Source organism: Lelliottia nimipressuralis, from assembly GCF_004115925.1.
GTDB lineage: Bacteria > Pseudomonadota > Gammaproteobacteria > Enterobacterales > Enterobacteriaceae > Enterobacter > Enterobacter nimipressuralis.
Map to the genome: position 1 here is coordinate 95050 of NZ_SDDX01000002.1, position 19097 is coordinate 114146.

The 19097-nt window shown below is 52.3% G+C and carries 14 protein-coding genes; 6 read left to right on the forward strand and 8 right to left on the reverse strand.

The window, feature by feature from the left end:
• Nucleotides 1-154: 154 nt before the first annotated feature.
• The 6 genes from ETG88_RS02900 to ETG88_RS02925 all read left to right on the forward strand — a co-directional run bounded on the left by ETG88_RS02900 (nt 155) and on the right by ETG88_RS02925 (nt 6017).
• Nucleotides 155-1723: an ABC transporter substrate-binding protein gene (locus tag ETG88_RS02900; protein ID WP_129034514.1), complete on the forward strand. Its 1569-nt coding sequence runs from the start codon at nt 155-157 to the stop codon at nt 1721-1723.
• A 106-nt stretch (nt 1724-1829) separates the two neighbouring features.
• Nucleotides 1830-2852 carry an ABC transporter permease gene (locus ETG88_RS02905; RefSeq protein ID WP_129034516.1) on the forward strand — a complete coding sequence of 341 codons (1023 nt, stop codon included), beginning with the start codon at nt 1830-1832 and terminating at the stop codon, nt 2850-2852.
• Nucleotides 2852-3685: an ABC transporter permease gene (locus ETG88_RS02910; protein ID WP_102104219.1), complete on the forward strand. Its 834-nt coding sequence runs from the start codon at nt 2852-2854 to the stop codon at nt 3683-3685. The genes ETG88_RS02905 and ETG88_RS02910 overlap by 1 nt, the downstream gene beginning before the upstream one ends.
• Nucleotides 3678-4502, forward strand: coding sequence for an ABC transporter ATP-binding protein (locus ETG88_RS02915; protein ID WP_129034517.1), 825 nt, complete (start codon nt 3678-3680; stop codon nt 4500-4502). The genes ETG88_RS02910 and ETG88_RS02915 overlap by 8 nt, the downstream gene beginning before the upstream one ends.
• Complete coding sequence (locus ETG88_RS02920; RefSeq protein ID WP_129034519.1) at nt 4489-5193, forward strand: ABC transporter ATP-binding protein; 705 nt, start codon at nt 4489-4491, stop codon at nt 5191-5193. The genes ETG88_RS02915 and ETG88_RS02920 overlap by 14 nt, the downstream gene beginning before the upstream one ends.
• A gap of 368 nt (nt 5194-5561) precedes the next feature.
• Nucleotides 5562-6017, forward strand: coding sequence for a hypothetical protein (locus ETG88_RS02925; RefSeq protein ID WP_129034522.1), 456 nt, complete (start codon nt 5562-5564; stop codon nt 6015-6017).
• A gap of 55 nt (nt 6018-6072) precedes the next feature.
• Here ETG88_RS02925 and ETG88_RS02930 read toward each other — a convergent pair whose 3' ends face one another.
• The 8 genes from ETG88_RS02930 to ETG88_RS02965 all read right to left on the reverse strand — a co-directional run bounded on the left by ETG88_RS02930 (nt 6073) and on the right by ETG88_RS02965 (nt 19081).
• On the reverse strand, nt 6073-6552 hold the full coding sequence (locus ETG88_RS02930; RefSeq protein ID WP_107704088.1) for a cold-shock protein: 480 nt from the start codon (nt 6550-6552) through the stop codon (nt 6073-6075).
• A gap of 210 nt (nt 6553-6762) precedes the next feature.
• The gene (locus tag ETG88_RS02935) at nt 6763-8331 is read right to left on the reverse strand and encodes a formylglycine-generating enzyme family protein (protein WP_129034524.1); all 1569 of its coding nucleotides are present in this window, start codon (nt 8329-8331) and stop codon (nt 6763-6765) included.
• 52 nt (nt 8332-8383) lie between these two features.
• Nucleotides 8384-9598, reverse strand: a complete 1215-nt coding sequence (locus ETG88_RS02940) for an ABC transporter permease (RefSeq protein WP_129034526.1) — start codon at nt 9596-9598, stop codon at nt 8384-8386.
• Nucleotides 9588-10316, reverse strand: coding sequence for an ABC transporter ATP-binding protein (locus ETG88_RS02945; protein WP_129034528.1), 729 nt, complete (start codon nt 10314-10316; stop codon nt 9588-9590). Before ETG88_RS02945 ends, ETG88_RS02940 begins: the two co-directional genes overlap by 11 nt.
• A complete protein-coding gene (locus ETG88_RS02950) occupies nt 10316-12277 on the reverse strand; it encodes a vWA domain-containing protein (protein ID WP_129034530.1) in 1962 nt (653 codons plus the stop codon). Before ETG88_RS02950 ends, ETG88_RS02945 begins: the two co-directional genes overlap by 1 nt.
• A complete protein-coding gene (locus ETG88_RS02955) occupies nt 12274-13305 on the reverse strand; it encodes a flagellar basal body-associated FliL family protein (RefSeq protein WP_129034533.1) in 1032 nt (343 codons plus the stop codon). The genes ETG88_RS02950 and ETG88_RS02955 overlap by 4 nt, the downstream gene beginning before the upstream one ends.
• Nucleotides 13299-16013 (reverse strand): virulence factor SrfC family protein, encoded by a 2715-nt coding sequence (locus tag ETG88_RS02960; protein ID WP_129034535.1) that lies wholly within the window; start codon nt 16011-16013, stop codon nt 13299-13301. Before ETG88_RS02960 ends, ETG88_RS02955 begins: the two co-directional genes overlap by 7 nt.
• A complete protein-coding gene (locus ETG88_RS02965) occupies nt 16013-19081 on the reverse strand; it encodes a virulence factor SrfB (RefSeq protein ID WP_129034537.1) in 3069 nt (1022 codons plus the stop codon). Before ETG88_RS02965 ends, ETG88_RS02960 begins: the two co-directional genes overlap by 1 nt.
• Nucleotides 19082-19097 lie beyond the last annotated feature (16 nt).

The following is a 19097-nucleotide window of genomic DNA, read 5'->3' on the forward strand; positions in this document are numbered from 1 at the left end:
GCCCTGCGTGTAGGAAAGCGCTTAATAGCCAATCTGCATGCGTTATATCCCCATGGCATAAGCAAAGCAGAATTTAGACTTTGAGGATTTTCACGGCAGGCCTAACGTAGCGATGCCAAAAACAATCACAACACATTTTCTTTCAGGGATCGCTATGACGAAAAAACTGCTGCCGTTACTGGTATTGGCCGCGCTGTCAGCCGCCGCCAACGCCGCTACTCCGCCGAATACGCTGGTTGTCGCTCAGGGGCTTGATGATATCGTCAGCCTCGATCCCGCAGAGGCCAACGAGCTTTCCAGCATCCAGACCGTGCCGAGCCTGTACCAGCGTCTGGTGCAGCCCGACCGCGATAATCCGGCAAAAATCTCCCCGATTCTGGCGGAAAGCTGGGAAGCAGACGCAGCAGCGAAAACCCTGACCATCAAACTCAAGCCTGACGCCAAATTTGCCTCCGGCAACCCGCTGCGCCCAGAAGATGTGATTTTCTCCTACACCCGCGCCATCACCCTGAACAAATCCCCGGCCTTTATTCTGAACGTGCTGGGCTGGGAGCCGGGTAATATCGCCAGCCAGCTGAAAAAAGTGGATGACCACACGCTGCAACTGCACTGGACGGCTGACGTCAGCCCGGCGGTGGCGCTGAATATTCTCTCCACGCCGATCGCCTCTATCGTCGATGAAAAGCTGGTTTCAGCGAATGTGAAAGACAACGACTTCGGTAATACCTGGCTGAAAATGCACTCGGCGGGCAGCGGCGCGTACAAAATGCGCGTCTACCAGCCGCATCAGGCCATCGTGCTGGAAGCTAACGACACCGCCCCTAGCGGCGCGCCGAAGCTCAAAAGCATCATTATTAAAAACGTCCCGGACCCGGCCTCTCGCCGTCTGCTGATTCAGCAGGGTGATGCAGATGTGGCCCGCGATCTGGGCGCAGACCAAATCAGTGCGCTGGAAGGCAAAGCGGGTGTGAAGGTGTTAAGCATCCCGTCTGCCGAGCAGAACTACCTGGTATTTAACGCCGGAAACAGCACGAACCCGCTGCTGAACAACCCGGCGTTCTGGGAAGCGTCGCGCTGGCTGGTGGATTACGACGGTATCACTAAGGATCTGCTGAAGGGCCAGTATTTTGTGCATCAGAGTTTCCTGCCGGTCGGGCTGCCGGGCGCGCTGGAAGATAATCCGTTCAAATTCGATCCGGCCAAAGCGAAAGCGATCCTCGCCAAAGCGGGTATTAAAGACGCGCACTTCACGCTGGACGTGGAGAACAAACCGCCGTTTATCACTATCGCGCAGTCAATGCAGGCGAGCTTCGCCCAGGGCGGCGTGAAGGTGGATCTGCTGCCTGCTGCGGGCAGCCAGGTGTATGCGCGCGTGCGCGCCAAGCAGCACCAGGCGGCGATTCGCTTGTGGATTCCGGATTACTTCGATGCACACTCCAATGCCAGTGCCTTTGCCTGGAACGACGGGAAATCCAGCACCGTGGCCGGTCTTAACGGCTGGAAAATCCCCGAGCTGACCAAAGCCACGCTGGCCGCGGTGGCCGAGCCCGATCCGGCAAAACGCCTGGATCTGTACACCAAAATGCAGCAGGAGTTGCAGCATAATTCGCCGTACGTGTTTGTCGATCAGGGCAAAACCCAGATCGTGGTGCGCGATAATGTGAAGGGGTACCAGCAAGGGCTAAATGCCGATATGGTCTGGTACGATAAAGTGACTAAATAATCTGCCCTGATGGCCGGGTGGGGTTCGCCTCACCCGACCTACAACACAGTGAAACGTCGGTCCGGCCAGCACAGCGCCGCCGGGCAAAAGGAATAACGCTCTCTCCATGCCACCTCTATCTTCCCACGTGATGCGTGTTTTTCAGGGCCTTTTCACCCTGCTCCTCACGCTGTTCGGGCTGCTGCTCGTCACGTTTGTGCTCTCCGCTTTTTCCCCCGTCGATCGTGTCTTGCAGATCGTCGGCGATCACGCCAGCCAGTCGACGTACGATCAGGTTCGTCATCAGCTTGGGCTGGATCAGCCCCTGCCGGTGCAGTTCTGGCATTACCTGCTGAATCTGTTTCACGGCGATCTTGGCACCGCCAGCGCCACCGGACAGCCGGTATTGCAGGATCTGCTGCACGCATTTCCCGCCACGCTGGAACTCGCCACGCTGGCGCTGATTATCGGCTCCGTGCTCGGAATTATTGCAGGAGTGCTGTGCGCGCGTTTTGCCGGTTCACCGCTGGATCTGATCATCCGCACCCTCACCCTGCTCGGTAACTCGGTGCCTGTTTTCTGGCTGGGGCTGCTTATGCTGGCGCTGTTTTATGCGAAGCTGCAATGGAGCGCCGGGCCGGGCCGGTTGGACGATATCTGGCAATACACCGTGGAGCCGCGCACCGGTTTTGCGCTGATCGATACCTGGCTTTCAGGAGACCGCGAGGCGTTTAAAAATGCCGTCAGCCACCTGGTGCTGCCGGTGCTGCTGCTGGCCTACTATTCCCTGGCGAGCATCACCCGCCTGACGCGCTCGGCGTGCCTCAGCGAAATGAACAAAGAGTACATCCTGCTCGCGCGCGCCAAAGGTGCCGGAGAGATGGCGATTCTGCTGCGCCACGTGCTGCCCAATATTCGCAGCACGCTACTGACGGTGATCGCGCTGGCCTACACCAGCATGCTCGAAGGCGCAGTGCTGACCGAAACCGTCTTTTCATGGCCGGGCATTGGCCGCTATCTCACCACCGCGTTATTCGCGGGCGATACCACCGCCATCATGGGCGGTACGCTGGTGATTGGCGTCTGTTTTGTGCTGATAAATAATCTGACCGACCTGCTTGTGCGGGCCACCGACCCCAGGGTGCGCTGATGCCTTTTTATCTTTTTCTGCGCCGACTGCGCCGCTCTCCCGCTGCGTTCTGCGGGCTTATCGCAATCGTTCTGTTGCTGCTGATCGCGCTGTTTGCTCCGTGGCTCGCTCCGCTCGACCCGAACTGGCAGAACGCGGCGGCACGCCTGCAGGCACCGAACGCCACGCACTGGCTCGGCACGGACAGTTTTGGGCGCGATCTTCTCTCACGCCTGATCTACGGCAGCCGTCCCGCTCTTGGGCTGGTGGCGCTGGTGACGATCATTACCCTGCCCACCGGGCTGCTAATCGGGATTTTGTCCGGCTACTACGGCGGCTGGCTGGAGCGCGTGCTGATGCGTTTTACCGACGTGGTGATGTCGATGCCACGTCTGATCCTCGCCTTTGCCTTTGTCGCCATGCTCGGTCCTGGCCTTGTGAACGGCGCGCTGGCGCTGGCGCTCACCACCTGGCCGGCCTATGCGCGTCAGGCCCGGAGTGAAATTCAGCGTCTGCGTCACAGCGATTATCTGGCGGCTGCCGAGATGATGGGCATTCGCGGCGGACGTCTGTTGCTTGGGCATATTCTGCCGCTCTGCCTGCCGTCAGCGATTGTGCGACTGGCGCTGGATCTGGCGGGCATTATTCTGGCCGCCGCCGGGCTGGGCTTCCTGGGTCTGGGCGCGCGTCCGCCGATGGCCGAATGGGGCGCGATGATCGCCGACGGCATGCAGGTGATTTTCGATCAATGGTGGATTGCAGCTATTCCTGGCGGCGCGATCCTGTTCGCCAGCCTGGCGTTTAATCTGCTGGGCGACGGCCTGCGCGACATTCTGGAGCCGCAACATGACTGACTACCGCGTTATCGTCGATGCGCTGAATATCGACTACCCCGCCGCACGTGTGGTGAACAATCTGAGTTTTACCCTTGGCAACGAACGGCTGGCGTTAGTGGGCGAATCCGGCTCCGGTAAATCCATGTCGGCCAGGGCGCTGATGGGGCTGGTGCGCAAGCCCGGCGTGGTGAGTGCCCGGCAGCTTAACGTGCTGGGCCACGATCTGCTGGCCCTGAATAATCGCAGCTGGCAGCGCCTTCGCGGCAACGGCATTGCGATGGTGCTTCAGGACCCGCGCTATGCGCTCAACCCGGCCAAAAACGTCGCCGCGCAGCTCGAAGAGTCGCTGACGCTGCATCAGTCACTCTCCCGCAAGGAGCGGCAGGAGCGTATTCGCGACATCATCCACGCCGTCGGGCTGGAGCAGAGCGTGTTGACGCGCTATCCCGGTGAACTCTCCGGCGGGATGGGCCAGCGGGTGATGATTGCCATTGCGCTGATCAACAATCCGCAGGTGCTGATTGCCGATGAACCCACCTCGGCCCTCGACGCGCGTCTGCGCAATCAAATTCTCGAACTGCTGGTGAAGCAGTGCGAAGAGCGTCAGATGGCGATGCTGCTGATTAGTCATGATTTACCGCTGGTGGCTGAACATTGCGACCGCGTGCTGGTCATGTATCAGGGCGAAAAAGTCGATGAGATGACCGCGCGGGAACTGCCGCAGGCCACGCATCCCTACACCCGCACGCTGTGGACCTGCCGCCCGGATGCCAGCACCTATGGGCAAATGTTACCGACGCTGGATCGCAAGGAGATACACCATGGCACTCGTTGATGTCCGTCAGTTGCAGGTGGCGTTCGGCGAAAAAACGGCAGTATCGTCGGCCAGCTTTGCCATCGAAAAAGGGGAAACCTTCAGCCTTATCGGGGAATCCGGCTGCGGAAAATCGACCATTCTGCGCGTGCTGGCTGGGCTACAACGCCAGTGGCGCGGCGACGTGACGCTGCTCGGGGAAAACCTGAAACCCGACGCCCGGTTTACCGGCGCGCTGCGGCGCAACGTGCAGATGGTGTTTCAGGATCCGTGGGCGTCCCTGCATCCGAATCACACCCTTTCACGCACGCTGACTGAGCCGCTTAAAATTCACGGTGAAACACAGATTGCAGAGAAAGTAGCCGACGCGTTGCAGCAGGTGGGGCTGTCGGCTGACGCGGGCCAGCGTTATCCGCATCAGCTGTCTGGCGGCCAGCGTCAGCGCGTGGCGATTGCCCGCGCCCTGTTGCTGCGCCCCCAGCTCTTGCTGCTGGACGAACCAACCTCGGCGCTGGATATGTCGGTGCAGGCGGAAATCCTGAATCTGCTGAACCGCCTGAAACAGCAGCACGGTATGACCTATCTGCTGGTGAGCCACGACGCGGATGTGATTGCGCATATTTCAGACCGCGCGGCGTTTATGGCGCACGGCGAGATTCAACGGGTGTTTGATCGTGAAGCGATGCGAAACGGCGAGCACCGGATGGGCTAGGTTTTGCGTGGGCCAGTGTGTGCTCTTTCGGGCTGGCTACCGCCCGGCAGGTGTTTTCTGGAAAGCGCCTCGCAAATCGAAAAGTAACCTTGTGAAACTCAGGGTTTAGCCTTTTATTTGCCCTTCCTCGGTCGTAAAGTGCCTGCGTTGCGGTTTATCCGCGACCGGGCGTAGGAACCCGTTGGCATAAAGCGATAATTTTTTTCGCGACAGCGCATACCCCGTTAACTTACGGTGGCGCTGGCGGAGCAGCAAACGCTGGCCGTTTTCTTTGTGCACGGTATTCCTACCTCCGTCAGCGCTGCCCCTCCCTGCGCGCAGGGACTTACAGGGTGGTCAATTAATTTCATGCATAATGAGGATGCCAAATGGCTACTATCCCAACCCTGTTTTACGCGCAATCTGACGAAAGCGTTATTCAGCAGCTTCTCAACGCCCCGCTCCCGCAAACGGCGGATTTATTCCAGGTGGCCGATCTCTGCGCCTCATTTGTCTGCGTGCTGGTCGAAACCCACGACAGCAAAACGCGCGAGGCCTTGTGCGAGCGTTTACTGCAAGCGCTCAATCAGCTGCGCGAACTGTGTGATAAAGATCTTCCACCGTACCTGATTGAGCAACTGATCAAAGGCGAGAAAATCAGCTCAAACGTGCCGGATCTGTGGCAGGAAACCGCCACGCTGGTGGATTACATTCAGGCGCTGACGAACGCTATTCTGGGAGGAACACTGCCACCGAATGTGGCAAAAGAGTTAACGGGGCTGCTGCATGATATGGTCTGGCTGCTGACCGATTTTGTGAAGGAACCGTACATCACGGCGCACTGAGGCAGGAGTGAGGCCGAAATTCTGCTGATGAATGGCACAGAATTTCGGCACAGGATCACTTGAGAAGTTTCACCGTGGCCTCGATGTCGATCTCATCTTCAGAGAAGATCAGCGTCGTCCCCTGGAAGGTGGTGATCGCCAGTTTCTTCACCGAGCGCATCTCACCCGGTTTCGCCGCAGATTTCGGACGGATATTGTTCAGCAGCAGGCCAACGGACAGGATCGCATTCTCTTTATCAATGCCCGAATCAGCAGGCACTTCTTCGCTGTAGACCAGGAAAGATTTAATCGACGTCAGCTTAATGCGCTCGCCCGCGATATAAATGTATTTGCTTTCCGGCACCACTTTCACCGCATACGCGGACAAGCCTTTGTTGTTGGTCGTCGGTTCAAACGTGACCGCCGCGTCTTTCTTAATCAGCTCAGGATTGGCAACCTTGATCACATGAAAATACCGGTTGTCACCGTTTTCATCTTTGATAAATCCAAAGCCTTTATCTTTAAACCACGTTGTGATCGTTCCGTTCATCGCCATTACCGCCTGATTAATCGTTTATCAACACAAATTTTGCAGCGCGCAGTGTAAAGCACATTGCCTGCGCAGACTACGTCTTTGGGTTAAGTTATCCGGATTTCACTGAACTATTATCGCTCTTTTATTGATTGATAAGGAATCAGGTGCACCACAATCTTTGCATCTAAAATCATGGCTCGCCCTGTCTTCAGCAACGTTTTTCAGCGAGAGTCAATTTCCAGCATTGGTTTTCTTGCAACTTTCCAGCCACTCAGACGTATCAATCTTGCCATTTTCCAAATACTTTTGTTGATTCTGCCAGTGCGCGGCCAGGAAAGGTTTAAGACCCGAGAGTCGCTTGTTAAGTGTTAGCATCTGTTCAAACACTGAGACTTCGCGTTTTAGCCCCTCTTGACCATACAACGTCGCCGAATCGACCAGACTGCTGGCGTAATAACCTGTCAGTTGCTGGAGCCTGTCAGTTTGCTCAACCAGCTTTGCTTTACGGTTGGCACAACTCGCATCACCGGCATCTTTTGCCTTACAAAGTAATTCGTAATTATGATTTAAAAAATCAAGGAAGCGACCATCATCCTGCAACTTGGTGCATAAGAAAGAACCTAGATTCAGACTGGCACGAATCGACTGTTCACGCTCTTCCTGTTGCTTTTGGTTGCTGGCGCGCAGTTGGTTTTCTAAATCTTTAAGTTTCTGCTTAAGACCAGCATCACCAACATTTGAGGCCAGATTTCCCAGCGCTTTGGCAGTATCTTTTGTTTCATCGGCTTTCTTAACGTTATTCTGGTTTTCCGCACCCAATGTTTCCCAGCTTTTTTCAAGTTGTTTAACTTTATCGGTCGAGGTGATAGTCGGCGCAACCAACACTAACCGCAGACCCGTTGTTTTGCTGGTGAACGGGATTGCCTGATCGTAATAATTCACTTCTTTACGAGCAGCACTGCGAATTTCCGTGGGGCCTGAAAGTATATTCCCACCACGAGCAACGAAGCCCCCAGCTTGACCATGTAGTCGATTTAACTTATTGAGATAGAAAGGAGTGAACATCATCTCTGATACATTCCCCAGCATATCAAATAAGCCAAGCGGGTTAGGGTTCAATAAGCCAATAAGCTGAACCTTTCCATTTGAGGATTGAGCACCAGAAAACCATTCATAATTTTTAATGTCATCCATGGGGTAATGCAAATCCCGGAACTCAGCGCTATTAACGTTTAGACCACCTCGGGCAGCAAACTCCCATTCAACCTCAGTTGGCAAACGCAAAAAGCCAGGCTTTCCATCTTCCTTCGGCAATTTATCCATGGCATTCGTACGAAGCCACTGGTTATATTTATCGGCGGCAGCCACAGCATCAAACCAGCTCATCCCTGTGGCTGGTAAACTTAGCTTGCGTGAAGGAATCGGACATGTCCCCTCCATTAATGCCTGATATTGCAGGGTAGTCAGTTCATATTTCGCCATCAGATAGTACCGACCCTTCTCTTTTTTCTCCTCAGAGAAACTTCCGGCGATAAAGGCTGGATAGCTATGTTCGATGACCCCCCACTCTCCACCATCCTGGCCAAGCGTAATTGGCATATCTTCCAGAGGGCCGGACAGGGGGATTTCGACGCGACGGAAAGCCATAGAGCCTTCGCATGGCATTGGTAAGATGATATCAGCATCGTCCGGCTTGGGGTTCCAGGTGTTAGCAGCCCATGGCTCCGCAAAAACAGAAGACATATTGGCAAGCATACCGAGGAGTAACCAACACGGCAGTGAGGAAGGCGTTAAGGTCACGAATAATCTCCGCTAATGATAAATTTGACTAAAGAGGAAGACGGGCAGATGTTCATACTTCGCGCAGGCTCTGCGCTGGTTCAATATTAATGGCCCGATAAGCGCCAATGCTGGCAACCACTAGTGCCACCACAATCGTGATTGCCATTGCTATAATGCTGTGTTCTAACGTTATTTTGCACAGCAGCTGGTCGGTTGCCTGGCTACCGGCTAACGCTCGGTTAAAAATCTGACTGGCAATAAGATAGATGCCGTAACCGCCCACATACGCTAGCAGACTGAGCAGACAGCCTTGCAACATCACATACCCTCCCACCGCTGGCCCCGTAAATCCCAGGAGTCTAAGTACCGAAATATGTTTGCGTTTTCGATCAACGTTGGCGATAAATGAACCGATGAGAGACGCGATACAACCAATAAAAGCAGTGGCAGCAATGGTATTAAAAATTACGCCCAGTACCCGGTTGATGCTTTTCACATTCTCAATATCTGCAAGTCGACTGGTTGTTTCGATGCGCTGCGTCCGCAAGTCTCGTTCAAGGGTTGCAACGTCATCGATGCTTTTGGCATACAATCTGGCGCGGGCATAAAGTGGGGGTTTTGTACTTACCGGCTGGCCAGTACTCGCCCCCAGAGCTGAAATCGCGTAGCCGTCTCTGAAATGCTCAAGCATCAGGAGCAAGGAGGGTTGAGTAAATATCGCTGCCCGGTTGAAATAAGTGGCAGGCAAAATACCGACAACAGTCAGACTTTTACGCCCCCATTCCCTTCTTTCTTCAAGCTGACGGCTCACACGCAGAGTGAGCGTATCACCGACTTTTACCGACAATTTTCGTGCCGCTTCCTGGGTCAGGACCACTTCATTGTCGTGATGAATTTCAAGCTTGCCCAGCAATGGGTCACCGATATCAGTTGGAATGACTTCGGCATTTTCGATGAAATGGCTGCTATCTGTTTGCAGATCGGCAAGAGTATTGAGTGAACGAGTCTGCCCTATCGTAAAACCCACATCGGGACGTAGACGTAATCGTTCTATCCAGTCCTGATCATAACTACCACTGCTTAGCATCCTGATCTCCAGATTCCGGGGATCATTGGCAAGGTCATTCTGTAACTGGCTAACAATGCCAAACCGTAAACCGAACAGCAGTAATAATGGGGCGATAACCGCGACCAGAGAGGACACGATACAAAATGAGATGATGCGATCGTGCCACAGATCTTGCATCGCAAGGCGACTCAACAAAAGGGTACGGTTAAAAGACAAAGTGAGTTCCTCTCTGGACCATGGCGTCAGATGGGTCAGACGCCTCGGAGTCCAGACGCGCAACTAAACAAGGCAAATTGAAATGTTGCACCAGTGGCCAATCGTGACAGACGACCAGTGCCATCATTCCTTCTTGCGCGACCAGGTCGACAAACAGGCTAAATAGCTGCTGTGCATTATAGGGATCGAGTGCCGCAGTGGGCTCGTCGGCCAGCACCAGTCCCGGACGGTGCATAATCGCTCGGGCGAACGCGGTTCGCTGTCTTTCACCAAATGATAATTGTGCCGGGTACTTGTTTAACAATGGGCCTAGCTTTAACGCGTCAATGACTCTGCTTAACATAGCTTTATTCGGCACCACGCCGAGCAATTGGCACGGAAGGCGTATATTGTCTTGCACACTAAGGAAGGGAAGTAAGCCGCCATGTTGTAGTACAAATCCCAAATGACGGGCACGAATGTCAGCCAGCTCTGCTTGCTGATTACTCTTGAGCAGAGAGGCAACATCGAGCCGTTTTACATCATGAAACTCGAAACACCCCACACTGGCAGGACGCAGCAGCAAACCGATCGCCTCAAGTAGCGTACTTTTGCCACAGCCGCTCTCACCGGTAACGGCCACGACCTGACCTGGCCGCAGCGTTAACTGCGGCAGGTAGACATGATGTGCCTGAGGGCCTTGCCCGCGAACAATAGACAGATCTTCTATGTAAAGCATTAAGGCATCATTTCCAGCGGCACGGGATATACGCGATCGCGCGGATCACTGCCCTTGGCAAGCTCTACCCAGCGATCAACATCGGCGTTATATTTTTGGTAATGGCGCAGCTTTGAAGACAAGGTACGGATAAATTTCTCCTGCGACAGTCCATCCCAGCTTTTCCATGTCTCTTCATCAAGATTCAGCACATCACTACGGTATGGCAGATCTGCTAAGTATTCACCTAACACACCAAGATCGTTAATTTTGGCATTTTCTTGTTGCTTCAGCTGGTTAGGATCAGCCCCCATGGTCGCAGCTACAGTGCGCAAGCGTTCAAACATTTTATCCGGCGAGATCATACCTTCGTTAGCCGCTTGCAGGATCTGGCTCACCACATCGCTCAAATCACTCAGTTGACCTTTAGTGAGCAATACGCGAACGTCAGTTGTAGGGATATTTTGCTTGATAAGATCGCGGTCGCTGATCCAGGCCTTAAACACTAATGGCGCCTGGGTGTCATTCTTTTTCCCCAGCCAGGCCAGCTGCATCGCATGACCAATTAGCGCAGTGTCACCCAGTAATTTCTCTTCTGAAGTCTGCTTTTTACCATCATCTTTTGAGTAGAGTGCACTGCCTATCGCCGGATCGCCCATATAGGCGGACTTAACCTGTTCCGTAATCGCTGCGGCCAGTGTATCAACCTGCTGACCAAAGGTTTTTAGGTCACCGGCATCAACAGACTGGTAAAGATTGGATTGCGTGCTATCAAAGTTGGAGAGATCACGGTACTGGCCTTCAGCTTTTGAATGATCATTCTTACCTGAAGATGTCTTCAGATGGAGGGTATAAATAGCAATACCTCTGTTTCCAGCTTCCAGACGCAGCTGTTTTGCATCAAGACCTGTAGCTGATAGTTTATTGCTACCCTCAATGGCGCCTGCATCGGTGATTAAGACAATGTAACGAGCGCCAAAAGGGCTCCAGTTAATGCTGTCGATCGCGGAAAGTACCCCTGCATAAGCATCTTCATCATAGAGAGAGCTGGAAACTTTTGCTTCTTTAAGGCCTGAGACTTTTTTCAGGAAATCCTCACCACCTTTCACCTGATTTGGGTCGACAAAAATTTTCGACGTGTACTCAAGACCTGGCACGGCTTTCGTATTTGATCGAAATGAAACCAAACCAAACTTAACCTGCTCTTGCAGGTGTTCCTGTTTAATCTTGTCGTAGATTTTATTGACCGCTTCTTTCGTTCGCTCGATATACGGGCCCATCGAAATGGTCGAGTCAATAACGAAAACCACAGAGGCATTGAAGCCTTTGAGCTGGTTAATATCATCGCTCTGCTTTGTAACAGGTGTAGCCTTACTTACAGAGGCAACGTTGAGTAGCCGTGTGTAGAACCCGCTTTCTGTCATCACCTCTTCGCCGCTGAGAATCGGTAACAGGTAGAACTGCTTTTGCAGATCAACAAAATATTCCGGTTCCTGAGCAAGGACCCCATCGGCTTTACCGTCGCGCTTAAGATGTGCACGAAGCGGTGCCACCAGCGAAACCGGATCAGGAGCAGAGAGAATAGCATCCAGACTCTTTTTCTCTTTAAAGAACACCAGCCGGTCACGGTTTGCGGGGTTAGTAAATGCCAGGGTTAGTTGCATTTTCCAGTCAACAGTGCACGACTCAGGTAACCAGCCAATGGTCTTGCCATAGCTATCAGGTCCAACTTTGGCCCAGCTTTGCCCGTTTACGTCTTGTTTTTGGTAAACATAAAAGCTGCTAAACGCCGGTTGTAACTGCCCCTTATCATCTCCAGCCTTTGTGCCTATTTTGCACCCTGGCGTAGTCAAAACACGTTGAAACAGGGTTTTCTTGCCCTCTTGCAGAAGGGGTTTCTCCCCCTCAGTTGCGAGCGCCTGACTTGTAAGAATAAGGCCACATAAAGGCAGCGCCAGTCGAAGAAAATGTGTTTTTTTCATTTTCTAAGCTCCTCAAGGCGTTGTTTTGCATTTACGTTTTCCGGTTCAGTTTGCAGCACAGTTTCGTACCAGTAAGCGGCGGTATCTGCATCTGCAGTTTTGAAGCACTCGCTTGGCTTATGATCCTGCGGATCATATTCACTGGCGTAAGCGAGGGCGACTTTGATATCTCCACCCTGAGCACGGTTGGCATATAGACGCTGGGCCACACCGCATTTTTTCGCGTCTTTGGCGGCCTGGATAATGGTTAGCAACTTGTCGCTATCAAGTTTTTGCTGCACGCAGTTTTGAACAAAATCGAGTTCACTTTGGCTAGCCAGATTCGTCGTTGAGCACTCGGTATCTTTCACGGTCTCCGAGGTTACAGGCGCAGTAGCAACGACAGGCGCTTCTTGTTGCTTGTCCTCGGGGATTGATTGAGCAGGAGCACTACTCCTTCCCATAAACCACCAAAGTGCACCTGCAACAATCAGCAGTAAAATAAGTCCGGCAGCGATCATTGGAATAAGAGACGTTTTACGTTTGGATTGAGGTATTGCTGTCTCAGGGATGGATTCTGCTGTCGTTGTAATGGGCTCAGCGACCGGGGTAAGCTCTGGCGTGGCTTCGGGTGCTGAGGCAGAGAGAGAAGAAGGTGCCGAAAGCACGCTACTGCCGCTATAGTCACCTGTTTGTCCACGAGCTTCAGAGGATAACAATTCATCGCGCACTAATTGCAGTGTCGTACTGCGGGTTTCACCCGATGCCAGCTGAACCTGAATTTGTACCTGACTTGCTCTTTCCAGCAATGGATCGAGCAAGGTTGGCCCGATACGAAAACCACTTCCATTATTAAACGGGTAGCCTCCATCTATGGTGAACCAATGCGGTGCCGAGCTCCAGTTGTTGTCTGGCTGCAGATAATTTTGTTCATTGTTGCAAAGACTAAAAGTCAGGTTTGACAGCACTGACTGCTCACCGCGCAGGCGGATCATCAATTGCGCATTACCCGGTTCTGCGGGTTGGCAAGGGAAAATTTTTGCTAGCATGGCATGTTCTCTTGTTTCATCTGACCAATGATTTGGCCAAGTTGCCGGTTATGTTCGAAGGAGATATCACGAGTGGCACTATGCCCCGCATTGTCCAGGATGATGGTCATTAATGCCGAAAGCCAGTCCCCCATATAGGCAACGCCAGGCTGTGGGGCGACAGAAGTCAGTTTGGGCAATTCATCGCTGGCAAGGGATGTCTGGCGGGCAAAAACTTTATTTTTCTCACCCACATAGCTATTGGGAATTTGTTCTTCTGGTAAGGATAGATAGCCAAACCAGGCGATAAAATCTCGCATTGCAAGTTGGGCACGCAGTACCTGACGCGCCAGCAACTGCTCACGTCGTGTACCTGCCTGCTCCTGTCCTGCCAGAGCACGTTTTAACATTCCCTCGAGATCCAGTCGCGTGGCGGCAGTGATCAGCTCTTCGCATAACTGATTGATCATCTCACCAGTCATCCCTAACTGTTTCCAGTGAGCGGTTTGGTGCGGCAACTCTCGCAGATGCGCCACCCAGGCTTTGAAGGCCTGATGGGCGAACTCATCATCCCTACCTACGCGTTCAGATGTGGGGGCAGACTGAGTAGCGGCAAGCCTCTCATTGAGATTCTCATCGGCGAAAGGATTGCTGGCAAATGGGTTATTACCAAATGGATTGTTGCCAAAAGGATTAGCAGTAAAAGCATTCTGCGGGCGCGGTTCATCACCTTCTTGCGGATCACGATCCTGATTACGAATACTTAGATAGATGTTATGCAGTTCGTGAGAAGGCAGATCCAGGCTGGTGATCATCTCACCCAGGCTGTGCGGACAAGTGGATAAACCTTGCCAAAGCTCTTTGGCGATAGCTTGTTTTTTAACGATCTGCCCGTCACCATCATGCTCGTACCACCGGCCAAGGCGTTGATCACCCGTTTCGTGGCGACATTGCAATAACTGTTCTTGCAACCGCTCCAATTTGAATTTCAGATGAGCAACGCCACGCAGGGCTTCTGTCAGGCGGGAAATCCCTCCGTCATTGAGCTGAAGCATCCCCTGCCACGCCTCTTTTGGCTCGGCAACGTGACGACGGACATTATTGCCAGTAATAAAAACATGACCCATGCTATCGAGCACATCGCGGTAGCGTTCAGCAAGCGCCACTTCTTTGAGGTTCTCATGACCTGGTTCATTTTCAAGCGTCAGGAAGGGGTTATCAATTCCTGGTTTACGCACCAGGAAGCAGTTATCAAAAGGCTTACCCGGTGACCACTCTTTTAACCAGTCGTACTGGGCAAAACGTTCCAGCAGCGTCATATGCAGCATGCCTTCCCAGGCCTCTTTTAACTGACTTTCCGTTTTTTTCAGATTGTCAGTAATGCGCATATCACACATTGTGATGGCCCAAAATAGGCCTGCTTTGCTTTTCCCACGCTCCTCTGCAGTTTTACCTTGTGTTTTCTCAACCCAGCGTGTCAGAACCGGGCCGACATCGGAAACATCACTTTGCTTGAACGAGCTGGCACACACTACCAGCGCATTCATTTCCTGATTATCGGTGTAACGCTCAAATAGATAGGCAACTTTGCCCCTTAGCAGCAGCTGCGATACCGGGTTCTGCCCATCCTGAGCAGCATCTTTCAGAGTCAAGAGCTTGAGCCGACCGCGATAACCGGGGAAGTCGAGTAAATCGACCTGCTCCATCATGCTGTTGTTTGTCACTTCGGCGAGCGGGAAAATAAGCTCTGAAGTCAGTGCCGCCAGTTCCGCCTGTGACAAGGCGGCGCTACCGGTTTGCAGGCCCTCTTTCCAGTAACGTATTTCGACAGTACGATCCTGATTCGACCCCAGACGATTCAGACTGTCGACATTCATTATGCTCCCACTGCTATGATCGGTAAGGGTTTCTAAGGGTGCAAACACCATTTTGGCGTGATTGAGTTTCGCCAGCACGCCCGCTAGTGAACGATAGGTCTCAGTGAGTTCCGGTTGCTCACCCCAGAGAAGTGAAAATAGGTCCGCACGTTCGCGTGGGTTGAGCGCTGGAGCAATTTTAAGCACCTGTGGCCACCAGGCATGCTCAAGCTTTTCAACTGATTTTTTGAACGACGCGTTCAGATAGTCCCACAGCGCTACAACATCCTCACGGCTAACACCATTATTAGCCTCTGACTGACTGTTGCGTTGCAAGAAAGGACGCAGGCTTTCTTCGATGCGGTTCTCATCAATCTGATAATTCAGTTGCTCGTGATTGAAGTCGTTAAACCAGGTGTTCGCGAGAATCTTTGCCAGGTCAATTTCACTGAACAGGCGCAAAGGCACGGGATAACCCACAGGAGCCTCGGGCGCGTTTGAGGTGAAGCGCGTGACCAGACCAGTCGCCTCTTTACCACCGCCAACCGGATTAACTTCTTTGATAAAGTCTACGAGCTGGTTGCCATAGCGTGCCCCTAGCTCACCATTACTGCCCGCAGCTAATGCTGAGATAAGATAAGATTTCCCCGCTTGCGAGATACCGAAGAAACCCACGGTCATCGGAGTCGTGGAAACCTGAGTCAGATTGTTCGCCAGGTTGCGGGTTCGCAGTAAATTCAGATTCAGCTTGTCGGCTTCATTGTCGAGACGACGAGAACTTGTTCGAACGCTTTCAACCCATCCCAGCGCATCCTGACAACCCTGAGCGATAGCAGCCCAACCTTGTTGCAGAGTATTTTGATCGTTGTTCATTATTTCTTCACACTCCCGCTATCGAGCCAATGTCGACTATCAATAAGTCCCGTATCGGGCATGGTATTAAATTCCAGCTCTACATCATTTTTGCTGAAAGATTTGTCGGTGTTACTACTTACATCTGCAATCGTCAGGCGATCGCTGATAAGCCCTAATTTTCGTGCGGCTTTACCTTTATCAATCATCAATCTGACTTTGATATAAGGGGAGCCATTGTCCATCGACATTGCCGCTGAGAATTTTTTTCGTCCTGACTCGCTAAAACGCAGGGTGTATAGGGGAGCTGCAGACCAACGCTCCGCATCCAGTTGGCGATAGCCTAATCGAAGGTCACCACGCATGACGATACTCTGCGTTGTTGCTTCCCTTTCCTCATTCATTACCACTGGTAATTTAATTTGCCCGTTTTCTGATTCGATATGGCGATAAATAACGTCGGCATCGTGTATCAGATTATCCATATCAATGATGCCGATATGGCGAATGGTTGAATAAGGTTTCAGCGCCGAGATACGGAAGTGGAAATTAGGAATACTATGATTAGCACAGAGCTGCGACAGCATTGCGCCGACAGAAGCGGTACTCTTCGGATCGTCAATATGGCCGTTTTTATGGAACGGATACCAGGTACCGGTCTGGTAGCCATGCAGGGCTAAAATGCGTCCCGGAGGTAATGGCAAATTACGACGGACAATGGCCTGGATTCCCGGTAATTGCGACGGCCGCCCGGTCAACAACAGTAGATCGCAATGATAATAGGATAACACCTCACACAGTGCGGTAAGGACTTTATCGATGTTGAACTTTCCTGAGCACAAATCATTGTGCAGCTTTGTCAGCGCGAGATTGAGGGTAATGTCCCCCAGATTGAAGTCACTTGGTCCTCCCGCCTTTTGCACTTCACGACGCACAAACCCCGCAACCTCTTCACTGATACTTCCTGCCGGCAGGAGTTCACTGACTCGCTGGCTGATGAGGAGATGCGTCTGTTCATTCTGCGGATCAAACTGTTCATAGCGGGTTAATATGTGCAGAGCCAGCGGTACAAAAAGCTGTAAGCTCAGTTGCTGACGCAACACCGCTTCTGCGGCACTAATATTTTGTGAACCACATAGCTGGGACATCAGTGTTTCGACTGTACGCACACCGGCTTCGCGCAGCGACAATTCAAAGGCAGGAAGTACGTAGGACTGAATTACATCAAGCAGTATGTCATCGCCTGCAATTTTGAAACTGTCGCGGAAACGCTGGTGAGGAATGATATGGACATTCGCGCCACCTCCAGAGACCCCGTTCCTGTCCAGCTTATAATCGGAGATGACGAGATCCGTTGTTCCCCCGCCGATATCAATTGACGCAATAGTAATACTTTCACGTTCTTTGCGATCCGGACGACCCAGGGTATCGAAAAACACTTCCGGATGGCCGGCGAAATTCTGATTGATCTCGGTGTAGAGATAAACCAGTTGTGCACAAGAGGCCTCATCCCACTCCACGCGAATTTTAGGCAAAGGAATCTTGATGTTCTCTTTGCTGTACTCTTCGAGCTCGTCGACGTAAGGATCATTCTCGCCAGTGTGCCAGCGCAGAGATTTCCAAACTAACCCTACGGCCTGACGCATTTTTTCATCAAGAATGCAGCGTTCAGCCATTGGCAAACCCGGTGGGACAGTCAGAATAATATGACGTAATTGACGAGGCAGCCCGGCATGCCCTTCGCGAATTCGTTGCTCAGGGCTGTTGATTTGGCTAATAGCCTGAGTCAACACCTCTGAGAGCATGAAAGTCATCAAAGAGCTGCGGGAGTAGCGTGGCGTGAAGACAGGGATCCGATCCATCTCGTCTTCGATGGTGTGAAGTGCTTCGCCTTTTTCATCAATTAAATTGGCAAAAGGAGCAGCAGTGGCAAGAGGATTGGTATCCTGCACGTAGCTGCCGTTAAAACGCCAGCCTTGTCCATAAAATTTCTCATCCCACAGATAACGTTTTGGGCTGGATAATCCAGTAGAGCCTTCACTGCCCCTACGCCGCGCAGCTAAGCGACTGGCCTCACCGCCAATTCGGGCGATTGTCGGCCACTGAAAAGCATCGTGACGACCGCTCCGCACTGAATAATGATCTTTGCCAAAAAATGCCTGAGAGAACTCTACTTTGCTTTCAAAAGGTTCAGTATAGACATGTTCAGGAGCGCTAAGATCGCGCAGTTTCAGCACATAATTGTGCATGAGTCCTGAACCAGACTGCCCGTGGTCTTCAATGAGAATACCGCAGGTACGAGAGTTGCCCACATCCAGAATCAGGTCGACGGGAATCGGTTTGATGGCATTGACTTCCCGGTTAGCGATCACCTTGAATTGTGGCAATTCGATAGACGGTTCTGTCTGGGTTTCCAGACCTTCCAGCGGGATAGCCATTAACGAGAGCAGATTGAGATAATGCGCTAGCGGGTATTGTTGCGCTATCTCATCTTCACGTTCATCGATATCACGACCTTTACTGGCTTCTTTATAAACTTCCACCAGCCAGTCTTTGACCCAGTCCTGAGTCAAATACCAGCTAAGCGCATAAGTCGCGGTGGCAACTGCGAAAGTAGCACCGGCATTCACATCTTCATGATTAGGACTAAGGTCTGCAGCCGATTGCTGTTTGGCCATGATACGCGTATCAATAGCCAGCGTCATACGGTGGCTATGACCGTCCAGATCGGGCACAGGCAGTTTCACAATTCGGAAGCGCGCCCAGTTCAGTGGGCCTTCCTGGTAAATATTCGGCAGACTGAAGCGAAACAGAGGCAGGGGCAGCCAAACGCTGTCGAGCAGTTTAAGGCTCTGCTCAACAGGGATATCGTATTGGCTTTTGGCCTTTTCATAGTTGTCTGGCGTTGGCTGATAGAAATAGTAATCACGCTGCTCGTTATAAATCAGACGAGTGAGCACGCCGTTCGCAAGTTTGACAAACTCACCCGCGGATTGGCGTTTGAGGTTTAAGCCGAAATCCATAAACTGAATTCCGGAGTCACCCACCAGGGTGATCTGACGATCAAAGGAAACAATCTCAGGCAACATAATCTAATTCGTCCCT